Origin of the sequence: Mariniflexile sp. HMF6888 (assembly GCF_044335535.1) — a bacterium.
GTDB lineage: Bacteria > Bacteroidota > Bacteroidia > Flavobacteriales > Flavobacteriaceae > Mariniflexile.
The window spans coordinates 1-20,419 of the sequence record NZ_JBIQVZ010000015.1 but is presented as its reverse complement, the minus strand read 5'-3'; the positions used below and the strand labels follow the sequence as shown (position 1 = coordinate 20,419).

The window sequence follows — 20,419 nt, the reverse complement described above, 5'->3', positions numbered from 1 at the left end:
TTATATTAATTAACATTACAAATGGTTTGGTTTGTTTTAATGACAGATTGACCTAATTATATATATGAAAAAATCTAATTTTATATCACTAGACAGTTTGTCATTACAGGATTTTGATGAGAATTCAGAATTAATCCCGTTAATGACACCTGAAGATGAAGAAGAAATAAATAATGAAAAACTGCCTGAAACACTCCCTATTTTGTCTTTGCGGAATACGGTATTATTTCCAGGGGTGGTTATTCCCATTACGGCGGGTCGCGATAAATCCATTCGCCTAATAAACGATGCCAATAAAGGTAATAAAGTGATTGGTGTAGTGGCTCAAAAAGACGAATCGGTCGAAAACCCTACAGCAAAAGAAATTCACGAAATTGGTACAGTTGCTAAGATTTTACGTGTTTTAAAAATGCCCGATGGTAATGTTACAGTGATTATTCAAGGTAAAAAACGCTTTAAAGTTGCCGAGGTTCTTACTGAAGATCCTTATATGAACGCAACCGTTAGGGAAATTCCAGAAGGCAGACCTGCTAAAAAAAATAAAGAATTTTTAGCGATTATTGAGTCGATTAAAGATTTGGCCCTTAACATCATCAAGGAAAGTCCAAACATTCCAAGTGAAGCGTCTTTTGCCATTAAAAATATTGAAAGTGATTCATTTTTAATCAATTTTGTGTCGTCAAACATGAATCTAACTGTTGCTGAAAAACAAGCACTTTTAGAAATTGATGACCTAAAAAAACGTGCGCTTGCAACACTTAAATTTATGAGTGTCGAGTTTCAAAAACTGGAACTTAAAAACGATATTCAATCTAAAGTGCAGATGGATATGAGTCAGCAACAACGTGAATATTTCCTGCACCAACAAATGAAAACCATTCAAGAGGAATTGGGTGGTGTCAATCATGAAGAAGAGATTGATGAAATGCGTCTGCGTGCCGATGAAAAAATTTGGGACGAAAAAGTAGAAAAGCATTTTGAAAAAGAACTTGCCAAAATGCAACGTATGAATCCGCAAGTGGCTGAATATTCGATTCAACGTAATTATCTAGAACTGTTTTTAGATTTACCATGGAACGAGTATAGCAAAGATAAATTCGATTTAAAGCGTGCTATGAGAATTCTAGACCGTGACCATTTTGGTTTAGAAGATGTAAAACGTCGTATTATTGAATATCTAGCGGTTTTAAAATTACGTAATGATATGAAATCGCCTATTTTATGTTTGTACGGACCTCCAGGTGTTGGTAAAACATCTTTAGGAAAATCGATAGCTGAAGCTTTAGGTAGGGAATATGTGCGCATTTCGTTAGGCGGTTTACGTGATGAAGCCGAAATACGCGGACATAGAAAAACCTATATAGGAGCGATGCCTGGGCGCATTATTCAAAGTTTAAAAAAAGCGGGCACATCAAACCCTGTATTTGTTTTAGATGAAATTGATAAGCTTTCGAATTCGAGTCAAGGTGATCCGTCATCTGCCATGTTGGAAGTGTTGGACCCAGAGCAAAACAGCGAATTCTATGATAACTTTTTAGAAATGGGTTACGATCTCTCTAAAGTCATGTTCATTGCAACTTCAAATAGCTTATCAACCATTCAACCAGCATTGAGAGACCGTATGGAAATCATTAATGTAACAGGTTATACTATTGAAGAAAAGGTTGAAATTGGTAAACGTCATTTACTTCCAAAACAATTAAAGGAACATGGCTTAACCGATGCGCATCTAAAAATAGGGAAAGCCCAACTTGAAAAAATTGTAGAAGGCTATACACGTGAATCTGGCGTTCGTGGATTGGAAAAACAAATCGCAAAAATGGTACGCCATGCTGCTAAAAATATTGCGATGGAAGAGGATTACAACATAAAAGTAACCGACGAAGATATTATTGAGGTATTAGGCAGTCCAAAATTAGAACGTGATAAATACGAAAATAATAACGTTGCTGGTGTTGTTACTGGGTTGGCTTGGACAAGCGTTGGTGGCGATATTTTATTTATAGAGTCTATTTTGTCAAAAGGAAAAGGGACATTAAGCATTACGGGCAATTTAGGTACCGTAATGAAAGAATCTGCAACCATAGCTATGGAATACATTAAATCGAATGCCGATGAATTTGGAATTGATTCGGAGGTTTTCGAAAAGTATAACGTGCATATTCACGTTCCAGAAGGCGCCACGCCAAAAGACGGACCAAGTGCCGGTGTTACTATGTTAACCTCGCTAGTGTCTTTATTCACTCAAAGAAAAGTAAAGAAAAGTTTGGCCATGACAGGTGAAATTACACTTCGTGGAAAAGTACTTCCTGTTGGTGGTATTAAAGAAAAAATTCTGGCAGCAAAACGTGCCAGAATTAAAGAAATATTGCTTTGTGAAGAAAACCGAAGCGATATTAAAGAAATAAAAGCAGATTACCTAAAAGGATTGACCTTTCATTATGTAACCGATATGAGCGATGTTATTAAAATAGCGCTTACAAATCAAAAGGTTGCTAACGCAAAGAAACTTTAAAAATCTAAGTAAAGAGACCTCGATTAGATTCGAGGTTTTTTTATGGTTCCCGTTTTGTACATTATTATAACGGGAACAACAATTTCAACGGAAACCTTGAGCTTTTGCTCAAGGAATTCTTTTCAATTAAAATAAAAGATACATGCTACCGTTTTAAGATAGATTTACTTACTTTGTATCGTAAATATGCTAAAGAAAATTATCACGCCTTTTTGTTTGCTTTTTAGTGCCTTAACCTATGCACAGGTTGGGGGAGAGTCAACCTATCAATTTCTGAATTTGGTGTCGTCGCCACGTCAAGCAGCTTTAGGAGGAAAAGTGCTTACTATAGTAGATTATGATGTCACGCAAGGGCTTTACAATCCAGCAACTATAAACGTTGATATGGACAATCAATTGGCACTAAACTATACCAGTTATTTAGGAGGTATTAGTTATGGTACAGCTGCTTATGCTTATACGGTCGATAGACGTACACAAACATTTCATGCAGGAATAACTTATATTAACTACGGAAGTTTTGATGGTTATGATGAAGATGGGAATTCAACAGGTACGTTTACTGGAAACGAAACGGCCTTGTCTTTTGGTTATGCTACTCAATTAGGGTATTCCGATTTTTATCTAGGGGCGAATGCAAAACTTATTACATCTAAACTGGAACAATATAACTCTTTTGGAGCAGCGGTAGATTTGGGGTTGTTATACATCAATGAAGCTATAGATTTTCATGCAGCCTTAGCCGTTAGAAATTTCGGAACTCAAATCACAACGTATGCGGGCCTTAAAGAAAAACTGCCTTTTGAGGTCGATTTTGGTATGTCACAAAGCTTGGAAAACGTACCCATTCGTTGGCATATTACTTTGGAAAATTTACAAGAATGGCCCATTGCAAGGCCGAACCCCGCAAGAAGTACCAGCGATTTAAGTGGTAACCAAACCGATGAGAAAATCGGTTTTTTAGGACAGGTAATGAGGCACAGCATTTTTGGAGTAGAAGTTTTTCCTGAAGGAGGATTTAATATCCGTTTAGGCTATAACTTCCGAAGAGCCGAAGAATTACGAATTTTAGAACAGCGAAATTTTTCAGGATTATCGGCTGGCTTTTCAATAAAAATGAATAAAATGCGCTTTAGTTATACGCATGCCAAATATACAAGTGCTGCTAATGCAAACTTTTTTGGGCTACAAATAGATTTACAATAAAAAGTATTTAAAGTGTACTAAAGTTAAAAGTGTACTAAAGTTAAAAGTACTTCAAGTTTTTAGTTTTCACTTAAGGCATTTTAATTACTTTAGATGCCTCAAACTTTCAAAATGAAAAAAATAACCATAGCCATAGATGGATTTTCATCAACAGGAAAAAGTACGGTTGCAAAACGGATTGCAAAACATTTGGGATATGTATATGTAGATTCTGGAGCGATGTATAGAGCCGTTACTTATTATGCTATGCAACAAGGTTTTATAGATAGTAATCATTTTAATATTGAAGGTTTAGTAGAAAATTTAAAAGCCATTACAATTAGTTTTAAATTTAACAATGCTCTTGGTTTTGCCGAAGTGTATTTAAATGGTATTAATATTGAAAATGATATCCGCACTTTGGAAGTTTCAAGTTTTGTTAGTAAAGTGGCCGAAATATCTGAAGTACGCCAGAAACTTGTAGAACAACAACAGCAATTGGGGAAAGATGGTGGTGTTGTTATGGATGGTCGCGATATTGGTACCGTTGTATTTCCCGATGCCGAACTTAAATTATTTTTAACGGCAAGTCCTGAAAATAGGGCAAAAAGACGTTTTGATGAACTTGTTAAAAGAGGCGATAGGGTCTTGTATGACGAGGTGTTAAAAAATGTTGAAGAGCGTGATTATATAGATTCACATAGAAAAGATTCTCCGTTGGTTAAAGCTGAAGATGCTATAGAAATTGATAATTCCAATATGTCTAAAGAAGAACAATTCCATATTGTTTTAGGATTGGTAGATAAAAGGATTAATAGTATTTAGAAGAATTTAGTTTGGTCTCGACTGCGCTCGACCTGACATTAGTACTTATTTTTATTATAATCAAACAGGTATAATCACAAAGGTTAGAATTAGAATATCTTTTATAAAACATATCCCATTTTGAATTTTAGAAATATAATTACATTATGTGTAAAAATCACTTTCTAGATTATGTTAATTCATTCGAATTGTGTATTTTTGCACTCCTTTAGCAAATCTTAAGGAAGATAGAAGGAACTAAGAAACGAAAAAATAATAACACTTCTGTGTGTTTATTGCTTAAATCTTCCTAAATACACAGAATACAAAACTAGTGTAATGGCATTTTTACTAAGTAAAAATAAAATTGCATAATTATCTTTTAAATGGCTGAAAAAGCAAATCAAACTGAAGTTGAAGCAACTAACGCTCCAACAGTAGAGACTCCAAATGCAGAAGCTCCAGTAGTATCTGAAGCTAAAGCAAACCCTGAAAAATTCTTAAAAGACTTTAACTGGCACAATTACCAAGAAGGTATTGATGAAGTTGATGAAAAGCAATTACAAGAATTTGAAAAATTAGTAGCAGAGAATTTCGTTGACACACTTAACGATGAAGTTGTTGAAGGTACAGTAGTACACATTTCTGATAGAGATGCTATTATTGATATCAATGCAAAATCTGAAGGTGTTATCTCTTTAAACGAATTTCGTTACAACCCTAACTTAGCAGTTGGCGACAAAGTAGAAGTATTAATTGATGTACGTGAAGATGCAACAGGACAATTAGTATTATCTCACAGAAAAGCTCGTGTAATTAAAGCATGGGACCGAGTTATTAAAGCTAACGAAACTGGTGAAATCGTTAATGGTTTTGTTAAATGTAGAACTAAAGGTGGTATGATTGTAGATGTATTCGGTATCGAAGCATTCTTGCCAGGTTCACAAATTGACGTAAAACCAATTAGAGATTACGATCAGTACGTAAATAAAACTATGGAATTCAAAGTTGTTAAAATCAACCACGAATTTAAAAACGTAGTAGTATCTCATAAAGCGCTTATTGAAGCTGATATTGAAGTACAGAAAAAAGAAATTATTGGTCAATTAGAAAAAGGTCAAGTATTAGAAGGTATTGTTAAAAATATTACTTCTTACGGTGTATTCATCGATCTTGGTGGTGTAGATGGTTTAATCCACATTACCGATTTATCTTGGTCTAGAATCAATCACCCTAACGAGATTGTGGAATTAGATCAAAAACTTAACGTGGTAATCCTTGATTTTGATGAAAATAAATCAAGAATCCAATTAGGTTTAAAACAATTAAGCAAACACCCTTGGGAAGCTCTTGCTGATACTGTAGCTGTTGGTGACAAAGTAAAAGGCAAAGTAGTTGTTATTGCAGATTACGGCGCGTTTATTGAAGTTGCTGATGGTGTTGAAGGATTAATTCACGTTTCTGAAATGTCTTGGTCTACACACTTACGTTCTGCTCAAGATTTCGTTTCTGTAGGTGATGAAGTTGAAGCAGTTATCTTAACTTTAGATAGAGAAGATCGTAAAATGTCTTTAGGTATCAAACAATTAACGTCTGATCCTTGGACTGACATTACTTCTAAATACCCATTAGGTTCTAAACACACAGGAATCGTTCGTAACTTTACAAACTTTGGTGTTTTTGTTGAATTAGAAGAAGGTATTGATGGATTAATTTACATTTCAGATTTATCTTGGACTAAGAAAATCAAACACCCATCTGAGTTCTGTACAGCTGGTGATAAATTAGAAGTTATCGTATTGGAATTGGATGTTGAAGGACGTAAATTATCTTTAGGTCACAAACAAACAACTGTAAATCCTTGGGATGCTTACGAAACTGACTTTGCTTTAGAGACTGTTCACACAGGTGAAATATCTGAGATAGTTGATAAAGGAGCTACTGTAGAATTTAACGAAGATATCGTAGCATTTATTCCAACACGTCACCTTGAAAAAGAAGACGGAAGCAAACTTAAAAAAGGTGATTCTGCCGAATTTAAGATTATTGAATTCAATAAAGAGTTTAAGCGCGTAGTTGCATCTCACACTGCTATTTTTAAAGCAGAAGAAATTGCAAACGTAAAAGCTGCTGCTAAGAAAATAGAAGCACAAGCAGCTGAAGCAAAACCAACTTTAGGTGATGCTAACGAAGCTTTACAAGCTCTTAAAGATAAAATGGACGGTAAACCAGCAAAAAGTAAAGCAAAAAAATAATTTTGCATTCCTTTTAGCTAGGAACCCATTTACAAATTAAAGCCTTCAAGAAATTGAAGGCTTTTTTTTTTTTGCGTTTATGGGTTTGTTTTTTATAATTAGTTACTTAGCGATTATTAAACAGACATGCAAATATACATTTGAATATCAATTTGTTGTCATTCAGTCTTTATTCTATTTTCTTTATTCTATATTCTTTTAGCGAAGCCTTGAATCTTTAATCGGACACTAATGATTATTTATATTTCAATTTCTAATATTTTACATTACATTTGTATTCCGAATACGTTTGGATAATCTATGAGTCAAAAAGTTTTACTTAACGCAAAAGAGGTAAACATCATTCTTCACCGATTGGCTTGCCAACTTATTGAAAAACATAACGACTTCTCAAATACTGTTTTAATTGGGTTACAGCCTCGTGGCGTGTTTTTAGCTAATAGAATAGCTAAAATATTGCGAGAAGATTACAAAGTTAAAAACATTCAATTAGGTCATTTAGATATTACATTTTTTAGAGATGATTTTAGAAGAGGAGAAAAGCCTTTAGAAGCAAATACAACACAAATTAATTTTTTAGTTGAAGATAAGAATGTTGTTTTTATAGATGATGTACTATATACAGGTAGAAGTATTCGAGCTGCTTTAACAGCTATCCAATCGTTTGGAAGACCTAATGAAATTGAGCTTTTAACGCTTATTGACAGACGTTTTAGCAGACATTTACCTATACAGCCCAACTACCGAGGACGTCAAGTAGATGTTATAAACAACGAAAAAGTAAAAGTAAACTGGAAGGAGCATGATCATGAAGATTCTGTTTACTTAATAGAGAAATAAAGACAATTAACAATTGGTAATTAACGATTAACAATTAAAAACTTTAAACTAACAGAATGAGCGAATTAAGTGTCAATCACTTATTAGGAATCAAATATCTAAACAAACAAGATATTCAACTTATTTTTGAAACTGCCGATCATTTTAAAGAAGTGATAAACAGACCCATTAAAAAAGTGCCTTCGCTAAGAGATATTACTATAGCAAATTTGTTTTTCGAAAATTCAACCAGAACAAAATTGTCTTTTGAACTGGCCGAAAAACGGCTATCTGCCGATGTGCTTAACTTTTCATCATCGCAATCCTCAGTAAAAAAAGGAGAAACTTTAATAGATACCGTAAATAATATCTTGTCTATGAAAGTAGATATGGTGGTAATGAGACACCCTAACCCAGGTGCTGGTGTGTTTTTGTCAAAGCATGTCAAAGCGAGCATTATAAACGCAGGTGATGGTGCGCACGAGCATCCAACACAAGCCTTGTTGGATTCTTATTCCATACGGGAAAAATTAGGGCAAGTAGGAGGAAAAAAAGTGGTTATTGTTGGTGATATTCTACACAGTAGGGTAGCACTTTCAAACATATTCGCATTGCAACTTCAAGGCGCGGATGTTATGGTTTGCGGCCCTAAAACGCTACTTCCAAAATACATAAAAACGCTTGGAGTAAAAGTTGAAACAGACTTACGTAAAGCATTGAATTGGTGTGATGTAGCAAATATGTTACGTGTTCAAAATGAACGTATGGATATTAGTTATTTTCCATCAACAAGAGAATATACACAGCAATTTGGAGTTAATAAAGAGTTACTTGATTCTTTAGACAAGGAAATAACCATTATGCATCCCGGACCCATCAATAGAGGTGTTGAGATAACCAGTGATGTTGCCGATTCTAAACAATCTATTATATTGGATCAAGTTCAAAACGGGGTTGCTATTAGAATGGCAGTTATTTATTTATTAGCGTCAAAAATAAAACAATAAATCATGATTATAGATCAAGACGGAACCATATCAATCATCACTCAAGAAAAAGCGACTATTGTTGAGTTGGTTAAGAAAATACAAGCTTTATACCCCAAATTCAAGAATAATAACATCATCGTCGCTTTATCTTATTTGAATGCCTTAGGCTTGCAAGATATTGTTGAATTCTTGGAGCTATCAAACACGCACAGAGCTACAAAACATTCTTTTATAATTGTTACGGATAAAATAGATTTAGATATGGTTCCAGATGAAATAGTTGTCGTACCGACCATTCAAGAAGCTTACGATATTATTGAAATGGAAGAAATGGAACGCGATTTAGGTTTTTAAAAAATGTTTATTAGGCCATGTGTTTATAGTTTATTTGATTAGAACATAAACTCATAAACCTATAAACTCATAAACCTATAAACTAATAATTAAATGAAACTTACCATATTAGGTTGTTATAGTGCCACACCAAGAGCTTTAACAAATACCACCTCGCAAGTGCTGGAAATAAACAATCATATGTTTTTAATAGATTGTGGAGAAGGTACACAGGTAGAGTTGCGCAAGCACAAAATTAGGTTCAACCGCATTAAGCATATCTTTATTTCACATTTGCATGGCGACCATTTTTTTGGGTTAGTAGGTTTAATTTCTACATTTAGACTGCTTACACGCGAAGCCGATTTGCATATTTATGGTCCCAAAGGCATCAAAGAAGTGGTGACACTCCAAATGAAATTAGCCGATTCTTGGACAAATTACAGTCTTATTTTTCATGAATTGACTTCAGAGAATTCAGAATTGATTTTTGAAGACGAAGAAGTTGAAGTGCATACCATTCCTTTAAATCACCGTATTTATACTAATGGGTATCTTTTCAAAGAAAAAGAAGGCAAACGTAAATTGGATATGGGCTTGGTTGAAGGTGCTAATATTAATGTAGCTTACTATAGAAAGTTAGCGCAAGGTTTTGATGTTGTAAATGATAATGGTGAACTTATTAAAAACGAAACGGTAACCAAACCTGGTTTAAAACCCAAAAGTTATGCTTTTTGTAGTGATACGATGTATAAAGAAGACATTGTGCCTATAATTAAAAATGCTGATGTATTGTACCATGAATCTACTTTTTTAGAAATGCATGCACATTTAGCGCCAAAAACAAAGCATTCTACAGCAAGAGAGGCTGCGAGTATAGCAAAGCAAGCCAATGTTGGTACTTTGTTGCTTGGGCATTATTCTACGCGTTACGATGGCTTAAATTCATTTAAAGAAGAAGCGCAAGAAGTTTTTGAAAATGTAGAATTATGTGAAGACGGGAAAACGTTTAATTTTTAACATCTACTGAACTTAAAACCCAATAAATAGCTTCCTCTAAAGATTCGCAAAGCTTTACGTTGTTTTTTAAAAACATTTTTTCTAAGGTAGCGCTCATATAACCAGCATCATTGTACCAAATAATAGCTGTTGATTCAATAAAATCGTACTCTTTATTAAACGTTACCCAAACAAGTGGATCTATAGAATACGAATTCACTTTATTGGATATAAATCCTATCTTTTTTGAAGTTCCATATTGTTCAATAATCATATGGGCGATTTTTTGAATAGTCAACCAATCCACATGAATTTCTTGGTTTAATTCAGCTACTACAAAATCTTCACAAATAAAAAACTTTCCGAAAGAAAGCTGTATTTTTTTATGAACAAACTCTATTAGATTTTTAGACTCTTCAAACTTCATTGTGTAGTAATATACGGCTTTTTTTTAAATAAATTGTTTACTTAAAGCTAAGTTTATATAAAATGAAGTACAAAGTAGTGAGTTTTTTTGTTAAAAATACTTTGGTTTGGAAGTGTTTAATGGGAAGTTTGTAAGCTAAAAAAAGACTGGTTTTAATTGTTTTTCAATTCTTTTAAGTTAGAAACCCATTCTATAGCTTCCTCTAAAGAAAGGCATCTTTTTATACTTTTTTTGAAAAACTGTTTTTCAAGTGTGGCATTCATAAAAGTCATTGTATTGTAAGTTACTATAGCTCCTGCTATAATAAGTCCGTACTTTTTATAAATCCCATCCCAAGTTTGCGGATTGGTTGAATATGAATTGGTTCTATTTGAGATATAACCAATTTGGGCTTCTGGGCCATAAAACAAGACTACTTCATCCATAACACTTTTTATCATTTCCCAATCAAAATGAATACCTTCATTTAATTCAGAAATAAAAAAATTTTCTAATAAATAAAAATGACCAAAGGGTCTTTCTATTTTGTAGTGTTTTAGTTCAAAATATTTAGAATCTTCAAATTTCATGTATGCTATTTAGGGCAGCACTAATTTATAAAGTTTAGCGATATAAAAAATCAAAATAGAATAATAAATTTTCGTTATTTTGCCTATTATGGAAAAAGACTTAAGTAATTATAGAAAATCTTACGAAAAGAGTGAGCTGCTACTAAAAGATGCTCCAGAAAACCCTATAGAATTATTCCAAAAATGGTTTTATGAGGTTGATAACTTTTTTGTTGAAGATGAAACAAATGCCATGACCATATCTACTATTGGCTTGGATGGGTTTCCGAAAAATAGGGTAGTGTTATTAAAACGATTTACCCATGAAGGTTTTATTTTTTACACCAGTTATAATAGCGACAAAGGTAAAGCCATTGCCCAAAATCCCAATGTATGCTTATCTTTTTTTTGGCATGGTGCCGAACGCCAAATAATTATTAAAGGTATTGCCGAAAAAATAGCTGAAAATTTAAGTGATGGGTATTTTGAATCGAGACCCCGAGGAAGCCAATTAGGTGCTTTAGTTTCTAACCAAAGCGAGATTGTTGCTAGTAGGGCCTATTTGGAACAAAAGTTATTAGATTTAGAAAAAACTTTTGAAGGTAAAGAAATACCTCGACCAGCACATTGGGGAGGTTATATTGTAAAACCCATTGAGATAGAATTTTGGCAAGGACGCCCCAATAGATTGCATGATAGAATACGATACCAACTGCAACCAGATTACAATTGGGAAATTAATCGATTATCTCCTTAATTTGCATGATGAAATGCATAAAAATTGTTTTTGAACCCGTATTTCATCGATGTAATACTATAAAAATCGATATAATGCTTGTTTTTAATCGATTTTAACATTTTTTTAACATTCGCTTCGGATTAGGTGGTTAATTTTATAGAACCAAATCTAAAATTACCTACTTATGAAGTTATTAACAAAACTGCCTTTATTGGCACTGTTGGCTTTTTTTAGCTTTTCCTGTACTACAGATAATCTTGATGATAAAGCAGATGCGATAGAGTTAAGCCTAATTACTCCAGAAACAAAAACCATTGAAGTAGAAATACTGGAACTTATTAATAATCATAGATTATCAAAGGGTTTAAATGCTCTATCTGATATGACAGTGGTTAAATCGGTAGCATTTACCCATACCGATTACATGGTAGATAACAACGAAGTGTCCCATGCTAACTTTTACAAACGAAGCGATTATTTAAAAGCAAACGCAGGTGCTATCAAAGTATCTGAAAATGTGGCCTATGGTTACAGTTCTGCAGAATCGGTTGTAAGTGCTTGGTTAAAAAGTGATGGACACCGTGCAAACATTGAAGGTGATTTTACAAACTTCGATTTAGCGGCCGAACAAAATGCCGAAGGGAAGTGGTATTACACCAACATTTTCATAAAAAAATAGAGTTGCTTGTTTAAAAACAACTACGACATAACCTTATTAATGACTGTTTAGTAGCAAACTAAATGCTGCATGAAATATGCTGCATTAAGAATTTAATAGGTTATTTTAATAACTTTTTATAGTTGTTGAATTTAGCTTTTGGTATAAAATCCTCCTTTTTTTTGGAGGATTTTTTTTGTGATGTTAATGGGTATATCTGGATTAATATTATTGAGAAATTATAAAAACAGCTTTTTATATCCAGCTTTATGGTATTCGTTTTTAAGTCTTTTAATGATCTATTTGAATCATTCGAAACATTGGTTAAACCTAATTCATCTTTCAAATCGATATAGTAATGATTACTGCCACTCAAATCAAAAGCAAACCTATAGTAATATATACATATTAAGCCGCCGCATAATTATTTAAAAATTTTAAGGTAACGGTATAAACTCAAAACCACCAAAGAAGGGTTCTCTGATGGTTTTTATTATTATAGAACAAAGCTAAAATTATTTCATTTTAATTATAATAAATTGTGTGCGTCTGTTTAATTGATGTTGTGCTTCTGTACATGATATGGTGCCATTACACTGGTTAGTTAATTTTTGTTCGCCATAGCCTTTGTATTCGGTTATTCTGGCAGGATCTACACCTTTATTTATTAAATAATTATAAGTGGCTTTTGCTCTTTCTTCAGATAGAACATCGTTGTATTCTGATGTGCCTCTGGAATCGGTGTGCGATTCAATTTTAATAACCATATTCGGGTAGGTAGCCATCATTAAGTTTACAATTCTATCTAATTCAACGGTACTGTCGCTTCTTATATCATATTTATTAAAATCGAAATAAATAGGCTGTAACTCTGTAATAGGCATTACTTTTTTATCTGGACTTAACGATATGTTTGCATAAATGCTTGTTACGTTTCTATCAATACCTTTTGAGCTTACCGCTATGGTGTTACTTATATAATCATCATTTTTAGCATTAATGTAGTAATCGGTATCTCTATCTATATTAATGTCATAATGTCCATTTTCATCAGTTTGTAAGGTCGCAATGGGGTTGCTGTTACCGTCTAGCAAGCTTACTGTAGCATCTGCTATAGGGGAATTTGTTTCAGCATCGGTTACATAACCTTCAATTTTTAATGGTGGCACTCTATTGTAGGCATAAATATCATCGCTACCCATACCACCACCTCTATTAGATGCAAAATATCCAGATAAGCCATCTTCATTCATAAAGAAAGAGAAATCGTCTTTATTTGAGTTTACAGGAATGCCTAAATTGATAACACTAATAATTTTATTGGTTTCATCTGTAACCGTTCCAAAAATATCAAGTAAACCCAATCCTGGATGTCCATCGGAAGCCAAGAAAAGGGTTCCTTCATTATTTATAAAAGGATAACTTTCATTTTTATTGGTATTAACGGGACTCCCTAAGTTTTGAGGTGTGCCATAACCATTACTGTTTATATCTACATAATAAATATCGACACCTCCTAAACCTCCAGGCATATCGGAACTAAAGTATAGTTTTGTTTCATCGCTATTTAAAGCTGGATGGGAAATGGAGTAGGTGTCGCTATTAAAAGGTAACTCTTCAATATTTTCCCATTTACCATCAACCAATGTCGCTTTATAAATTTTAAGGTTTGTAAGACCTTTTTCTGTTCTTCCTAAAACTTGTTTGTTAAAATCGTTTCTAGAGAAATACATGGTTTTACCATCTTTTGAAATGGTTAAAGGGCCTTCATGATATACCGTATTAACGTCACCTTTTAATTTAGATTTATTGTCTGAAATATTATTAGTACCAGATTTAGCTTTAACATAAATATCTAAAAAGGGCTCTTCATTCCAACCATAAATATGTTTTGATGATACGCCTTCATCTCTTGAAGAAACAAAATAAATGTTTTCGTCTTTTTCGTAAGCACCAAAATCGCTGTATTTCGAATTGAAATCAAAATCCTTTAAAAAGTACTGTGGTTTTGCATTAAAAATATTGTTTATAAAATCACCATCTTTTAAAAATTTAGATTCTTTAATGTTTCCACCTGTTTCTTCAAAGCGTCTTAACCACACACGTGATTCTTTATAGTCTTTAACACCACGTAAGGCTTGTGCATAATTGTAGTAATATTGATTTGGTATGTTAGGTTGCTCAACAGCTTTTTTATAGTAAACCACAGCACTATCTGGGTTACGCATATAAGCATAGCAATCTGCTAGTTGTCTTGTTGCATAATCTGCATTGTAATTTTTTGAAATAAGTTCTTTATACGCATTGGCAGCATCAACAAATGAAAACTTGTTGAATAGGGTGTCTGCTTTTTTTTGTAAACCTGACTGTGAAAAAGCAGCCATACTTAATCCCAAAACAATACCAGTTAATATGTAGTTTTTTAATCTCATGGGTTTTGTTTTAATTAAAAAAACTAATAAAAGAGTTTTTATTTATTGAAACACACATTAGTCTATATCTTTATTCCATTTTGACAACTATAAATTGTGTACGTCTGTTTAATTGATGTGCTTCTTCTTCACATTTTGCACCATTTTCACAACCATTTGTTAATTTACGCTCACCATAACCTTTGTGTTCTGTAATTCTAGCAGGATCTATGCCTTTAGAGATTAAGTAGTCATAGGTTGAATTGGCTCTGTCTATGGATAATTTATCATTATATGAAAGGGTGCCTCTAGAATCGGTATGCGACTCGATGCGGATTACCATTTCTGGATAATCGTTTGTCATTAAATTGACAATCTTGTCTAATTCTAAAGCTGCATCTTCTCTTATGTTATGTTTGTCATAATCGAAGTAAATGGTGTTTAATTCAGCAAGTTTTATAACATCCGGTAATGGGTTTAATAATAAATTGGCTGTTATTGTTGTAAGTTCTGTTTGAATGTTCTTAGATGTAAATGTTCTGTAGTCGTCTATATATTTTTTCTGACTAGCAACAATTTTATAGTCTTTATTTCTATCTATATTTATTTGATAAAAACCATTTTCATCGGTTTCCATATAAGCTATTTGATTGTTTTTATCATCAAATAGTGTAATTATGGATTTCGGAATGGGCTTAGTATTAATGGCATCGGTTACAACACCTTCAACTTGTAATGTCGGTACTCTATGGAATGCGTAAATGTCATCATCACCACGACCTCCAGGTCTGTTAGAAGCAAAATAACCCGTAACGCCATTAGGGCTCATGGTAAACGAAAAGTCATCTTTATTGGAATTTACAGGAACACCTAAGTTAATAACATCAATAATCTCATCATTCTCACCTTTAATGGTTCCAAATATATCCAACAAGCCCAAGCCTGTGTGACCGTCCGAAGAGAAGAACAACGTACCTTCATTATTTATAAAGGGAAACCCTTCAGCACTTTCTGTGTTTACGATCTCTCCAACATTTTGCGGGTCTGTTAGTGTGCCGTCAGGAGAGATGTCAACTACCCAAATATCAGAGCCACCGTAACCTCCAGGTCTGTCTGAAGTGAAGTATAATTTGGTGTCATCGCTATTTAAAGCCGCATGTTGTGTTGAAAATTCATCACTGTTTATTGATAGGTCTTCAATGTCTGTCCATATGCTATCTTTTAAAGTAGCTCTATAGAGTTTCATATTGGTAAGCCCTTTTTTGTCTTTTACTTCAATATTATCTTTGTAATTATTTCTAGAAAAATACATGGTTTTGCCATCTTTTGTAATAGTAACAGGGCCATCATGGTAAATGGAGTTTATGTCTCCTTTTACTTTTGCGGTATGGTCTACATTTCTTTTGGCACCTACTTCGGTAACATAAACATCTAAAAAGGGTTGTTCGTTCCATCCATATAAACGCTTTACTGCAACACCTTCATCCCTAGATGAAGCAAAGTAAATTTTTCCATTGTGTTCAAAAGCTCCAAAATCGCTAAATTTGGAATTGAACCGAACTTTATCTAAAAAATATTGTTGTTTTGCGCTAAAAACGCTTGTTATAAAGTTGATGTCTTTAGAAAAATCGTTAGCATTAACAACACCACCAGAATCTTTGTAGCGTTGTAACCACTCTTGGGATTCGTCGTACTTTTTCATGCCTCTAAGCGACTGTGCATATTTATAGTAATATTCTATAGGCACATTCTCTTGCTTAACAACAGTTTTATAGTATCTAGATGCATTGTTTGGATCTCTTAAAAAGGCATAACAATCGGCAAGTTGCCTTGTTGCATAGTCTTTGTTGTAATTATTGGCAATAAGCTCTTTATAAACCTCGGCAGCTTTAACAAAAGAAAATTTATTGAATAAGGTGTCTGCTCGTTTTTGCTTTCCTTGTTGCGAAAACATGGAGATACTAAGCATTAATGCGATACAAACTAATATGTGATTTTTAACTTTCATAAAAATAGTATTAGAAATATCTTGGTGATTTTAATTTTGAACTTAAGAACTTGAATTCATACATAAGTAATATTTCGTGGGTTCCAGTAGTATAACGGGCAATTTCTGAGATTGGTTTTTCGTATGCATACCCTACACGTAATTGTCTGGATACTTGAAAATCTGCAATACCGCCTATGGCTGCGGTTCTTTCATTAATTCTATATGAACCACCTAACCAAAACTTTTCGTTGTACAAGAAGTTGGCCGTTAAATCGCAAGAAAGAGGAGCTCCATTAGTAGCTTTAACTAAAAATGCTGGTTTTAGCTTAAAACTTTTACTTAAATCAACAACGACACCTCCTGTAAAATAGTAACTCAACCTATCTAAAGCTTCGAAGCCTTCTTCGGTATTTTTATCGGTGTTTAAGACTCTAGGTGTTGATAAACCAAAATAGACTCTGTTAGTACTCCAATATACTCCCAGACCAACGTTGGGTGTCCAACGATTAGCAAATCCTTTAAAATAATCATCCTCTACAATATCAGGATCGTTTAAGAATTCGGGATCCAAACTATATTGTGTAAAACCACCTTTAATACCAAAAGCAAGCTTTCCTGTTCTTCCGGTTGGAATAGAATAAGAGAAATCTCCATATAAATAGGTGAAATTCTCAGGGCCTAAATCATCTTCAATAAAAGATAATCCAACACCAACTCTATCGTTTCTTAGAGGTGTGTGTATAGACAGTGTTTGTGTTATTGGACCACCTTTAAAACCAACCCATTGGCTTCGGTGCAATCCAACAATACTTAAAGCCTCTCTACTACCTGCATACGCTGGGTTGATAGAGATTGTATTGTACATATACTGTGTGAACTGCGGTAACTGTTGAGCAACTCCAACCGTACAGCTTAACAATGCAATAGCGATTATGTTATGTTTAATAAGTTTCATCTGTTTAATTTTATTGTTTTTAATTGTCAGATGGAATTCGCCCTAATACTATTTCTGTTCATTTAGAAATACTTTTCGGGCTCATTTCATAGGTTAAGTTTTATTTGGTTCCTAAGTAAACAGGTCCTGTAAATGGGGCCAATCCACTATCTTTTAAAGTTATTATGTAATAATAAGTTCCATTTGGTACTGTACCAGAAGCACCAACAGATTTTTTACTGGCGGTGCCCTCCCAAGTACCTGCAGGTGGAAGAACCCCTTTAGTTTCATTTTCACTAACTAAAGGATACTTGTTCGACTCAAAAATTAATGCTCCCCATCTATTGAATATTTTTACCTCAGCAACAAAGCCACATAAATCAATTCCAGAGATATAAAAGAAATCATTGATAAAATCTCCATTAGGTGTTACTGCTTTAGATATTACAACGTCGTTTTCACCACAAGGTAATACCACACAATCGGCATTTATATTCATGGTTACATCGCTAATACTTATACAGCCATTATCTGTTGTTGTGTATCTGAATTTATAGTCCACACCACCATTATCCGGAAGGAAATCATCACCAAGTTCAAGTGTTGTTGGGTTGAAAATACTACCAGTTAGTGTTGCCACTGGGTTACCTTCAATTAATTCCCAAGTACCATTTGTGTTTAGTGTGCTAGGAATTAAATCATTTAAGTTCACAATACCATCATCAAAACATCTGTCTTCGGCAACGATATCGGTTATTATTTCATCTAGCGCCACATGAAGTGTTTGATTATATGTTGTTTCATTACCACATTCGTCTCTTACGGTCCATGTTCTAACAATTTCATAATCGTTATAAACATTCTCTTGGAAAGTACTTGTTTCATTAAATACCACGACAATATTAGCCGCAGACGAACAGTTATCGGTAAACGTTAGCTCAGGAGCTTGTGGGATGTTGGTACAACTTACATTTAAAACCTCGTCAAACGTAGCAGCCGGCACTGGTGCTTTGGTATCTTGCACCGTTATAATTTGCGTATGCTTAGTTGTTAAACCACATGCATCAGTAGCTGTCCAAGTACGAGCAATGATGTAATTATTAGGACAATCACCATTTGTTACAGCATCGATTACTGATACTGTAGCCGTTCCACAATTATCGGTAGCAGTTAATGTTTCTGCAGTAGGTACTGCGTCACATTCCACGGTAATATTATTAGGTAATGCTTCAACAAATTGAGGAGCCTTCGTGTCTTGAACAGTTATAATTTGCGTATGTTTTGTTGTGTTACCACATTCATCTGTTGCGGTCCAAGTACGAGTAAGTGTATAGTTATTTGGGCAACTTCCATTTGTTATGACATCGTTAACAGAAACCGTTGCAGAACCACAGCTATCGGTAGCTGTTAAAGTTTCTGCTACAGGTACAGCGTCACATTCTACGACTAAATTTGTAGGAGGTAATGTTTCAACAAAAGTCGGAGGCGTTGTATCTTGAACTGTTATCGTTTGAATATGTGTTTTTGTTAGTCCACATTCGTCCGTCGCAGTCCAAGTACGTGTGATAATATAGTTATTGGCACAATTTCCGTCAGCTCTAACATCATTGACTGTTACAGTAGCCGTTCCACAATTGTCTGTAGCCGTTAATGTTTCTGCAGCAGGTACTGTATTACATTCAACAGTAACATCTTGAGGAAGGGGTGTTTCTACGAATTCGGGAGCTGTCGTATCAGATATTGAAATAACCTGATCTGCAGTAGCCTCATTGCCACAAGCATCGGTAGCTTTCCAAGTACGGGTTATAGTATAAGTACCGGAACAAGCACCATCCGTTCTTTTATCTTCATAGCTTATAACGGGATTATCATCGCAATTATCGGTAGCTGTTGCACTTCCAAAGGCAATTGGTGATAAGTCATCACTACATTCGGCACTGACGTTGGCTGGTAATGTTAGTACTGGAGGCGTTGTGTCCTGCACAGTAATAGTTTGAGTATGTTCTACAGAAGAACCACAGATATCTGTTGCTTTCCATGTTCTTACTAATTCATAAGAAGAAACACATTCCCCATTTATTCTTGTTTCATTATAGATGACATTTACTTCTCCACAGTTTGTTGAAGCAGTAAGTACGTCTGCATTTGGTATGTTGTCACATTCAACTGTAATATTGCTAGGAAGATTTTGTTGATCAAAAGCAACTGGAGTAGGTTTAGTATATGTATATGTAGCAGTAGAAGTGCTAATTCCACATAAATTCTGTACTTGCCATGTAATAGTTAATGAACCACCAGTACAAAAATCAATGGATTGTGAAGCAAAATCATTTGTAACTATAGGAGAACACCCTCCTTCTAAACTTGTATTAATAATAGAAGTTTGATTGTTGACCCAAGCAGTGATATCTGCATTAAGACTTGATTGCGCTGTAATAGCATCATGTTGGTCAAATTCACATGCCGTAGACGAGTCGTCTTCAGGCGCGTTATAAGTGATGGCCGTAGGCGCTGTCAGGTTGAAATCGGCGAACACTTCAATGGTCTCGCACAAATCGGAGATGGTCCATTTTACTGTAGCTGTTCCACCGGTACATAACTCGGGAACCGTCACAGACGCACTGTCATTGGTCAATACAGGTGAGCATCCGTTGGCGATGGCAAAGGCATTGGTCTGGGCGGTAACCCATGTGCTGAATGCCGAGTTCACTTCCGTTTGGTCTGCATAATCACAAGACTGTAGGTTGGTGTCTTCAGGCGCGGTATATGTGATAGCCGCAGGCGCGTTCAGCGTATAGGTTGCAGATCTATTA

Annotated in this window: 16 protein-coding genes; 10 read left to right on the top strand and 6 right to left on the bottom strand. The window is 34.3% G+C overall.

Going from position 1 to position 20,419, the window contains the following annotated elements; all coding sequences use genetic code 11:
* The first annotated feature begins 64 nt into the window (after positions 1 to 64).
* The 8 genes from lon to ACGLWY_RS18160 all read left to right on the top strand — a co-directional run bounded on the left by lon (position 65) and on the right by ACGLWY_RS18160 (position 9,920).
* Positions 65 to 2,515 (top strand): endopeptidase La, encoded by a 2,451-nt coding sequence (gene lon, locus ACGLWY_RS18195; RefSeq protein ID WP_396621105.1) that lies wholly within the window; start codon positions 65 to 67, stop codon positions 2,513 to 2,515.
* A 186-nt stretch (positions 2,516 to 2,701) separates the two neighbouring features.
* A complete protein-coding gene (gene porQ / locus ACGLWY_RS18190) occupies positions 2,702 to 3,721 on the top strand; it encodes a type IX secretion system protein PorQ (protein ID WP_396621104.1) in 1,020 nt (339 codons plus the stop codon).
* A gap of 111 nt (positions 3,722 to 3,832) precedes the next feature.
* Positions 3,833 to 4,525 carry a (d)CMP kinase gene (cmk, locus tag ACGLWY_RS18185; RefSeq protein ID WP_396621103.1) on the top strand — a complete coding sequence of 231 codons (693 nt, stop codon included), beginning with the start codon at positions 3,833 to 3,835 and terminating at the stop codon, positions 4,523 to 4,525.
* A 365-nt stretch (positions 4,526 to 4,890) separates the two neighbouring features.
* On the top strand, positions 4,891 to 6,759 hold the full coding sequence (gene rpsA / locus ACGLWY_RS18180) for a 30S ribosomal protein S1 (RefSeq protein ID WP_396621102.1): 1,869 nt from the start codon (positions 4,891 to 4,893) through the stop codon (positions 6,757 to 6,759).
* 300 nt (positions 6,760 to 7,059) lie between these two features.
* Positions 7,060 to 7,599 carry a bifunctional pyr operon transcriptional regulator/uracil phosphoribosyltransferase PyrR gene (pyrR, locus tag ACGLWY_RS18175; protein ID WP_117177698.1) on the top strand — a complete coding sequence of 180 codons (540 nt, stop codon included), beginning with the start codon at positions 7,060 to 7,062 and terminating at the stop codon, positions 7,597 to 7,599.
* Positions 7,600 to 7,655: 56 nt separating this feature from the next.
* A complete protein-coding gene (locus tag ACGLWY_RS18170; protein ID WP_396621101.1) occupies positions 7,656 to 8,585 on the top strand; it encodes an aspartate carbamoyltransferase catalytic subunit in 930 nt (309 codons plus the stop codon).
* A 3-nt stretch (positions 8,586 to 8,588) separates the two neighbouring features.
* Positions 8,589 to 8,921 (top strand): ribonuclease Z, encoded by a 333-nt coding sequence (locus ACGLWY_RS18165; RefSeq protein ID WP_396621100.1) that lies wholly within the window; start codon positions 8,589 to 8,591, stop codon positions 8,919 to 8,921.
* A gap of 93 nt (positions 8,922 to 9,014) precedes the next feature.
* A complete protein-coding gene (locus ACGLWY_RS18160; RefSeq protein WP_396621099.1) occupies positions 9,015 to 9,920 on the top strand; it encodes a ribonuclease Z in 906 nt (301 codons plus the stop codon).
* Here ACGLWY_RS18160 and ACGLWY_RS18155 read toward each other — a convergent pair.
* Together ACGLWY_RS18155 and ACGLWY_RS18150 are read right to left on the bottom strand one after the other, a co-directional pair.
* Complete coding sequence (locus tag ACGLWY_RS18155) at positions 9,910 to 10,326, bottom strand: hypothetical protein (RefSeq protein ID WP_396621098.1); 417 nt, start codon at positions 10,324 to 10,326, stop codon at positions 9,910 to 9,912. The genes ACGLWY_RS18160 and ACGLWY_RS18155 overlap by 11 nt on opposite strands.
* Before the next feature lie 152 nt (positions 10,327 to 10,478).
* Complete coding sequence (locus ACGLWY_RS18150) at positions 10,479 to 10,895, bottom strand: hypothetical protein (RefSeq protein ID WP_396621097.1); 417 nt, start codon at positions 10,893 to 10,895, stop codon at positions 10,479 to 10,481.
* Between the two features lie 88 nt (positions 10,896 to 10,983).
* Here ACGLWY_RS18150 and pdxH point away from each other — a divergent pair, with 88 nt between their 5' ends.
* Both pdxH and ACGLWY_RS18140 read left to right on the top strand, forming a co-directional pair.
* A complete protein-coding gene (gene pdxH, locus ACGLWY_RS18145; protein WP_396621096.1) occupies positions 10,984 to 11,631 on the top strand; it encodes a pyridoxamine 5'-phosphate oxidase in 648 nt (215 codons plus the stop codon).
* Positions 11,632 to 11,797: 166 nt separating this feature from the next.
* Entirely contained in the window at positions 11,798 to 12,292 is a 495-nt protein-coding gene (locus ACGLWY_RS18140) for a CAP domain-containing protein (protein WP_396621095.1), read from the top strand.
* Between the two features lie 494 nt (positions 12,293 to 12,786).
* Here the strand turns inward: ACGLWY_RS18140 and ACGLWY_RS18135 are convergent, their stop codons facing one another.
* The 4 genes from ACGLWY_RS18135 to ACGLWY_RS18120 form a co-directional block, all read right to left on the bottom strand.
* Positions 12,787 to 14,703 (bottom strand): OmpA family protein, encoded by a 1,917-nt coding sequence (locus tag ACGLWY_RS18135; protein WP_396621094.1) that lies wholly within the window; start codon positions 14,701 to 14,703, stop codon positions 12,787 to 12,789.
* Positions 14,704 to 14,773: 70 nt separating this feature from the next.
* On the bottom strand, positions 14,774 to 16,690 hold the full coding sequence (locus ACGLWY_RS18130) for an OmpA family protein (protein ID WP_396621093.1): 1,917 nt from the start codon (positions 16,688 to 16,690) through the stop codon (positions 14,774 to 14,776).
* Between the two features lie 10 nt (positions 16,691 to 16,700).
* Positions 16,701 to 17,627, bottom strand: coding sequence for a type IX secretion system membrane protein PorP/SprF (locus ACGLWY_RS18125; protein WP_396621092.1), 927 nt, complete (start codon positions 17,625 to 17,627; stop codon positions 16,701 to 16,703).
* A 100-nt stretch (positions 17,628 to 17,727) separates the two neighbouring features.
* On the bottom strand, positions 17,728 to 20,419 hold a 2,692-nt coding region (locus tag ACGLWY_RS18120; protein WP_396621091.1), incomplete at its 5' end, for a gliding motility-associated C-terminal domain-containing protein.

Coding starts and splice junctions, on each gene's coding strand:
- lon (WP_396621105.1), top strand. CDS start 65: ATGAAAAAATCTAATTTTATATCACTAGACAGTTTGTCATTACAGGAT.
- porQ (WP_396621104.1), top strand. CDS start 2,702: ATGCTAAAGAAAATTATCACGCCTTTTTGTTTGCTTTTTAGTGCCTTA.
- cmk (WP_396621103.1), top strand. CDS start 3,833: ATGAAAAAAATAACCATAGCCATAGATGGATTTTCATCAACAGGAAAA.
- rpsA (WP_396621102.1), top strand. CDS start 4,891: ATGGCTGAAAAAGCAAATCAAACTGAAGTTGAAGCAACTAACGCTCCA.
- pyrR (WP_117177698.1), top strand. CDS start 7,060: ATGAGTCAAAAAGTTTTACTTAACGCAAAAGAGGTAAACATCATTCTT.
- ACGLWY_RS18170 (WP_396621101.1), top strand. CDS start 7,656: ATGAGCGAATTAAGTGTCAATCACTTATTAGGAATCAAATATCTAAAC.
- ACGLWY_RS18165 (WP_396621100.1), top strand. CDS start 8,589: ATGATTATAGATCAAGACGGAACCATATCAATCATCACTCAAGAAAAA.
- ACGLWY_RS18160 (WP_396621099.1), top strand. CDS start 9,015: ATGAAACTTACCATATTAGGTTGTTATAGTGCCACACCAAGAGCTTTA.
- ACGLWY_RS18155 (WP_396621098.1), bottom strand. CDS start 10,326: ATGAAGTTTGAAGAGTCTAAAAATCTAATAGAGTTTGTTCATAAAAAA.
- ACGLWY_RS18150 (WP_396621097.1), bottom strand. CDS start 10,895: ATGAAATTTGAAGATTCTAAATATTTTGAACTAAAACACTACAAAATA.
- pdxH (WP_396621096.1), top strand. CDS start 10,984: ATGGAAAAAGACTTAAGTAATTATAGAAAATCTTACGAAAAGAGTGAG.
- ACGLWY_RS18140 (WP_396621095.1), top strand. CDS start 11,798: ATGAAGTTATTAACAAAACTGCCTTTATTGGCACTGTTGGCTTTTTTT.
- ACGLWY_RS18135 (WP_396621094.1), bottom strand. CDS start 14,703: ATGAGATTAAAAAACTACATATTAACTGGTATTGTTTTGGGATTAAGT.
- ACGLWY_RS18130 (WP_396621093.1), bottom strand. CDS start 16,690: ATGAAAGTTAAAAATCACATATTAGTTTGTATCGCATTAATGCTTAGT.
- ACGLWY_RS18125 (WP_396621092.1), bottom strand. CDS start 17,627: ATGAAACTTATTAAACATAACATAATCGCTATTGCATTGTTAAGCTGT.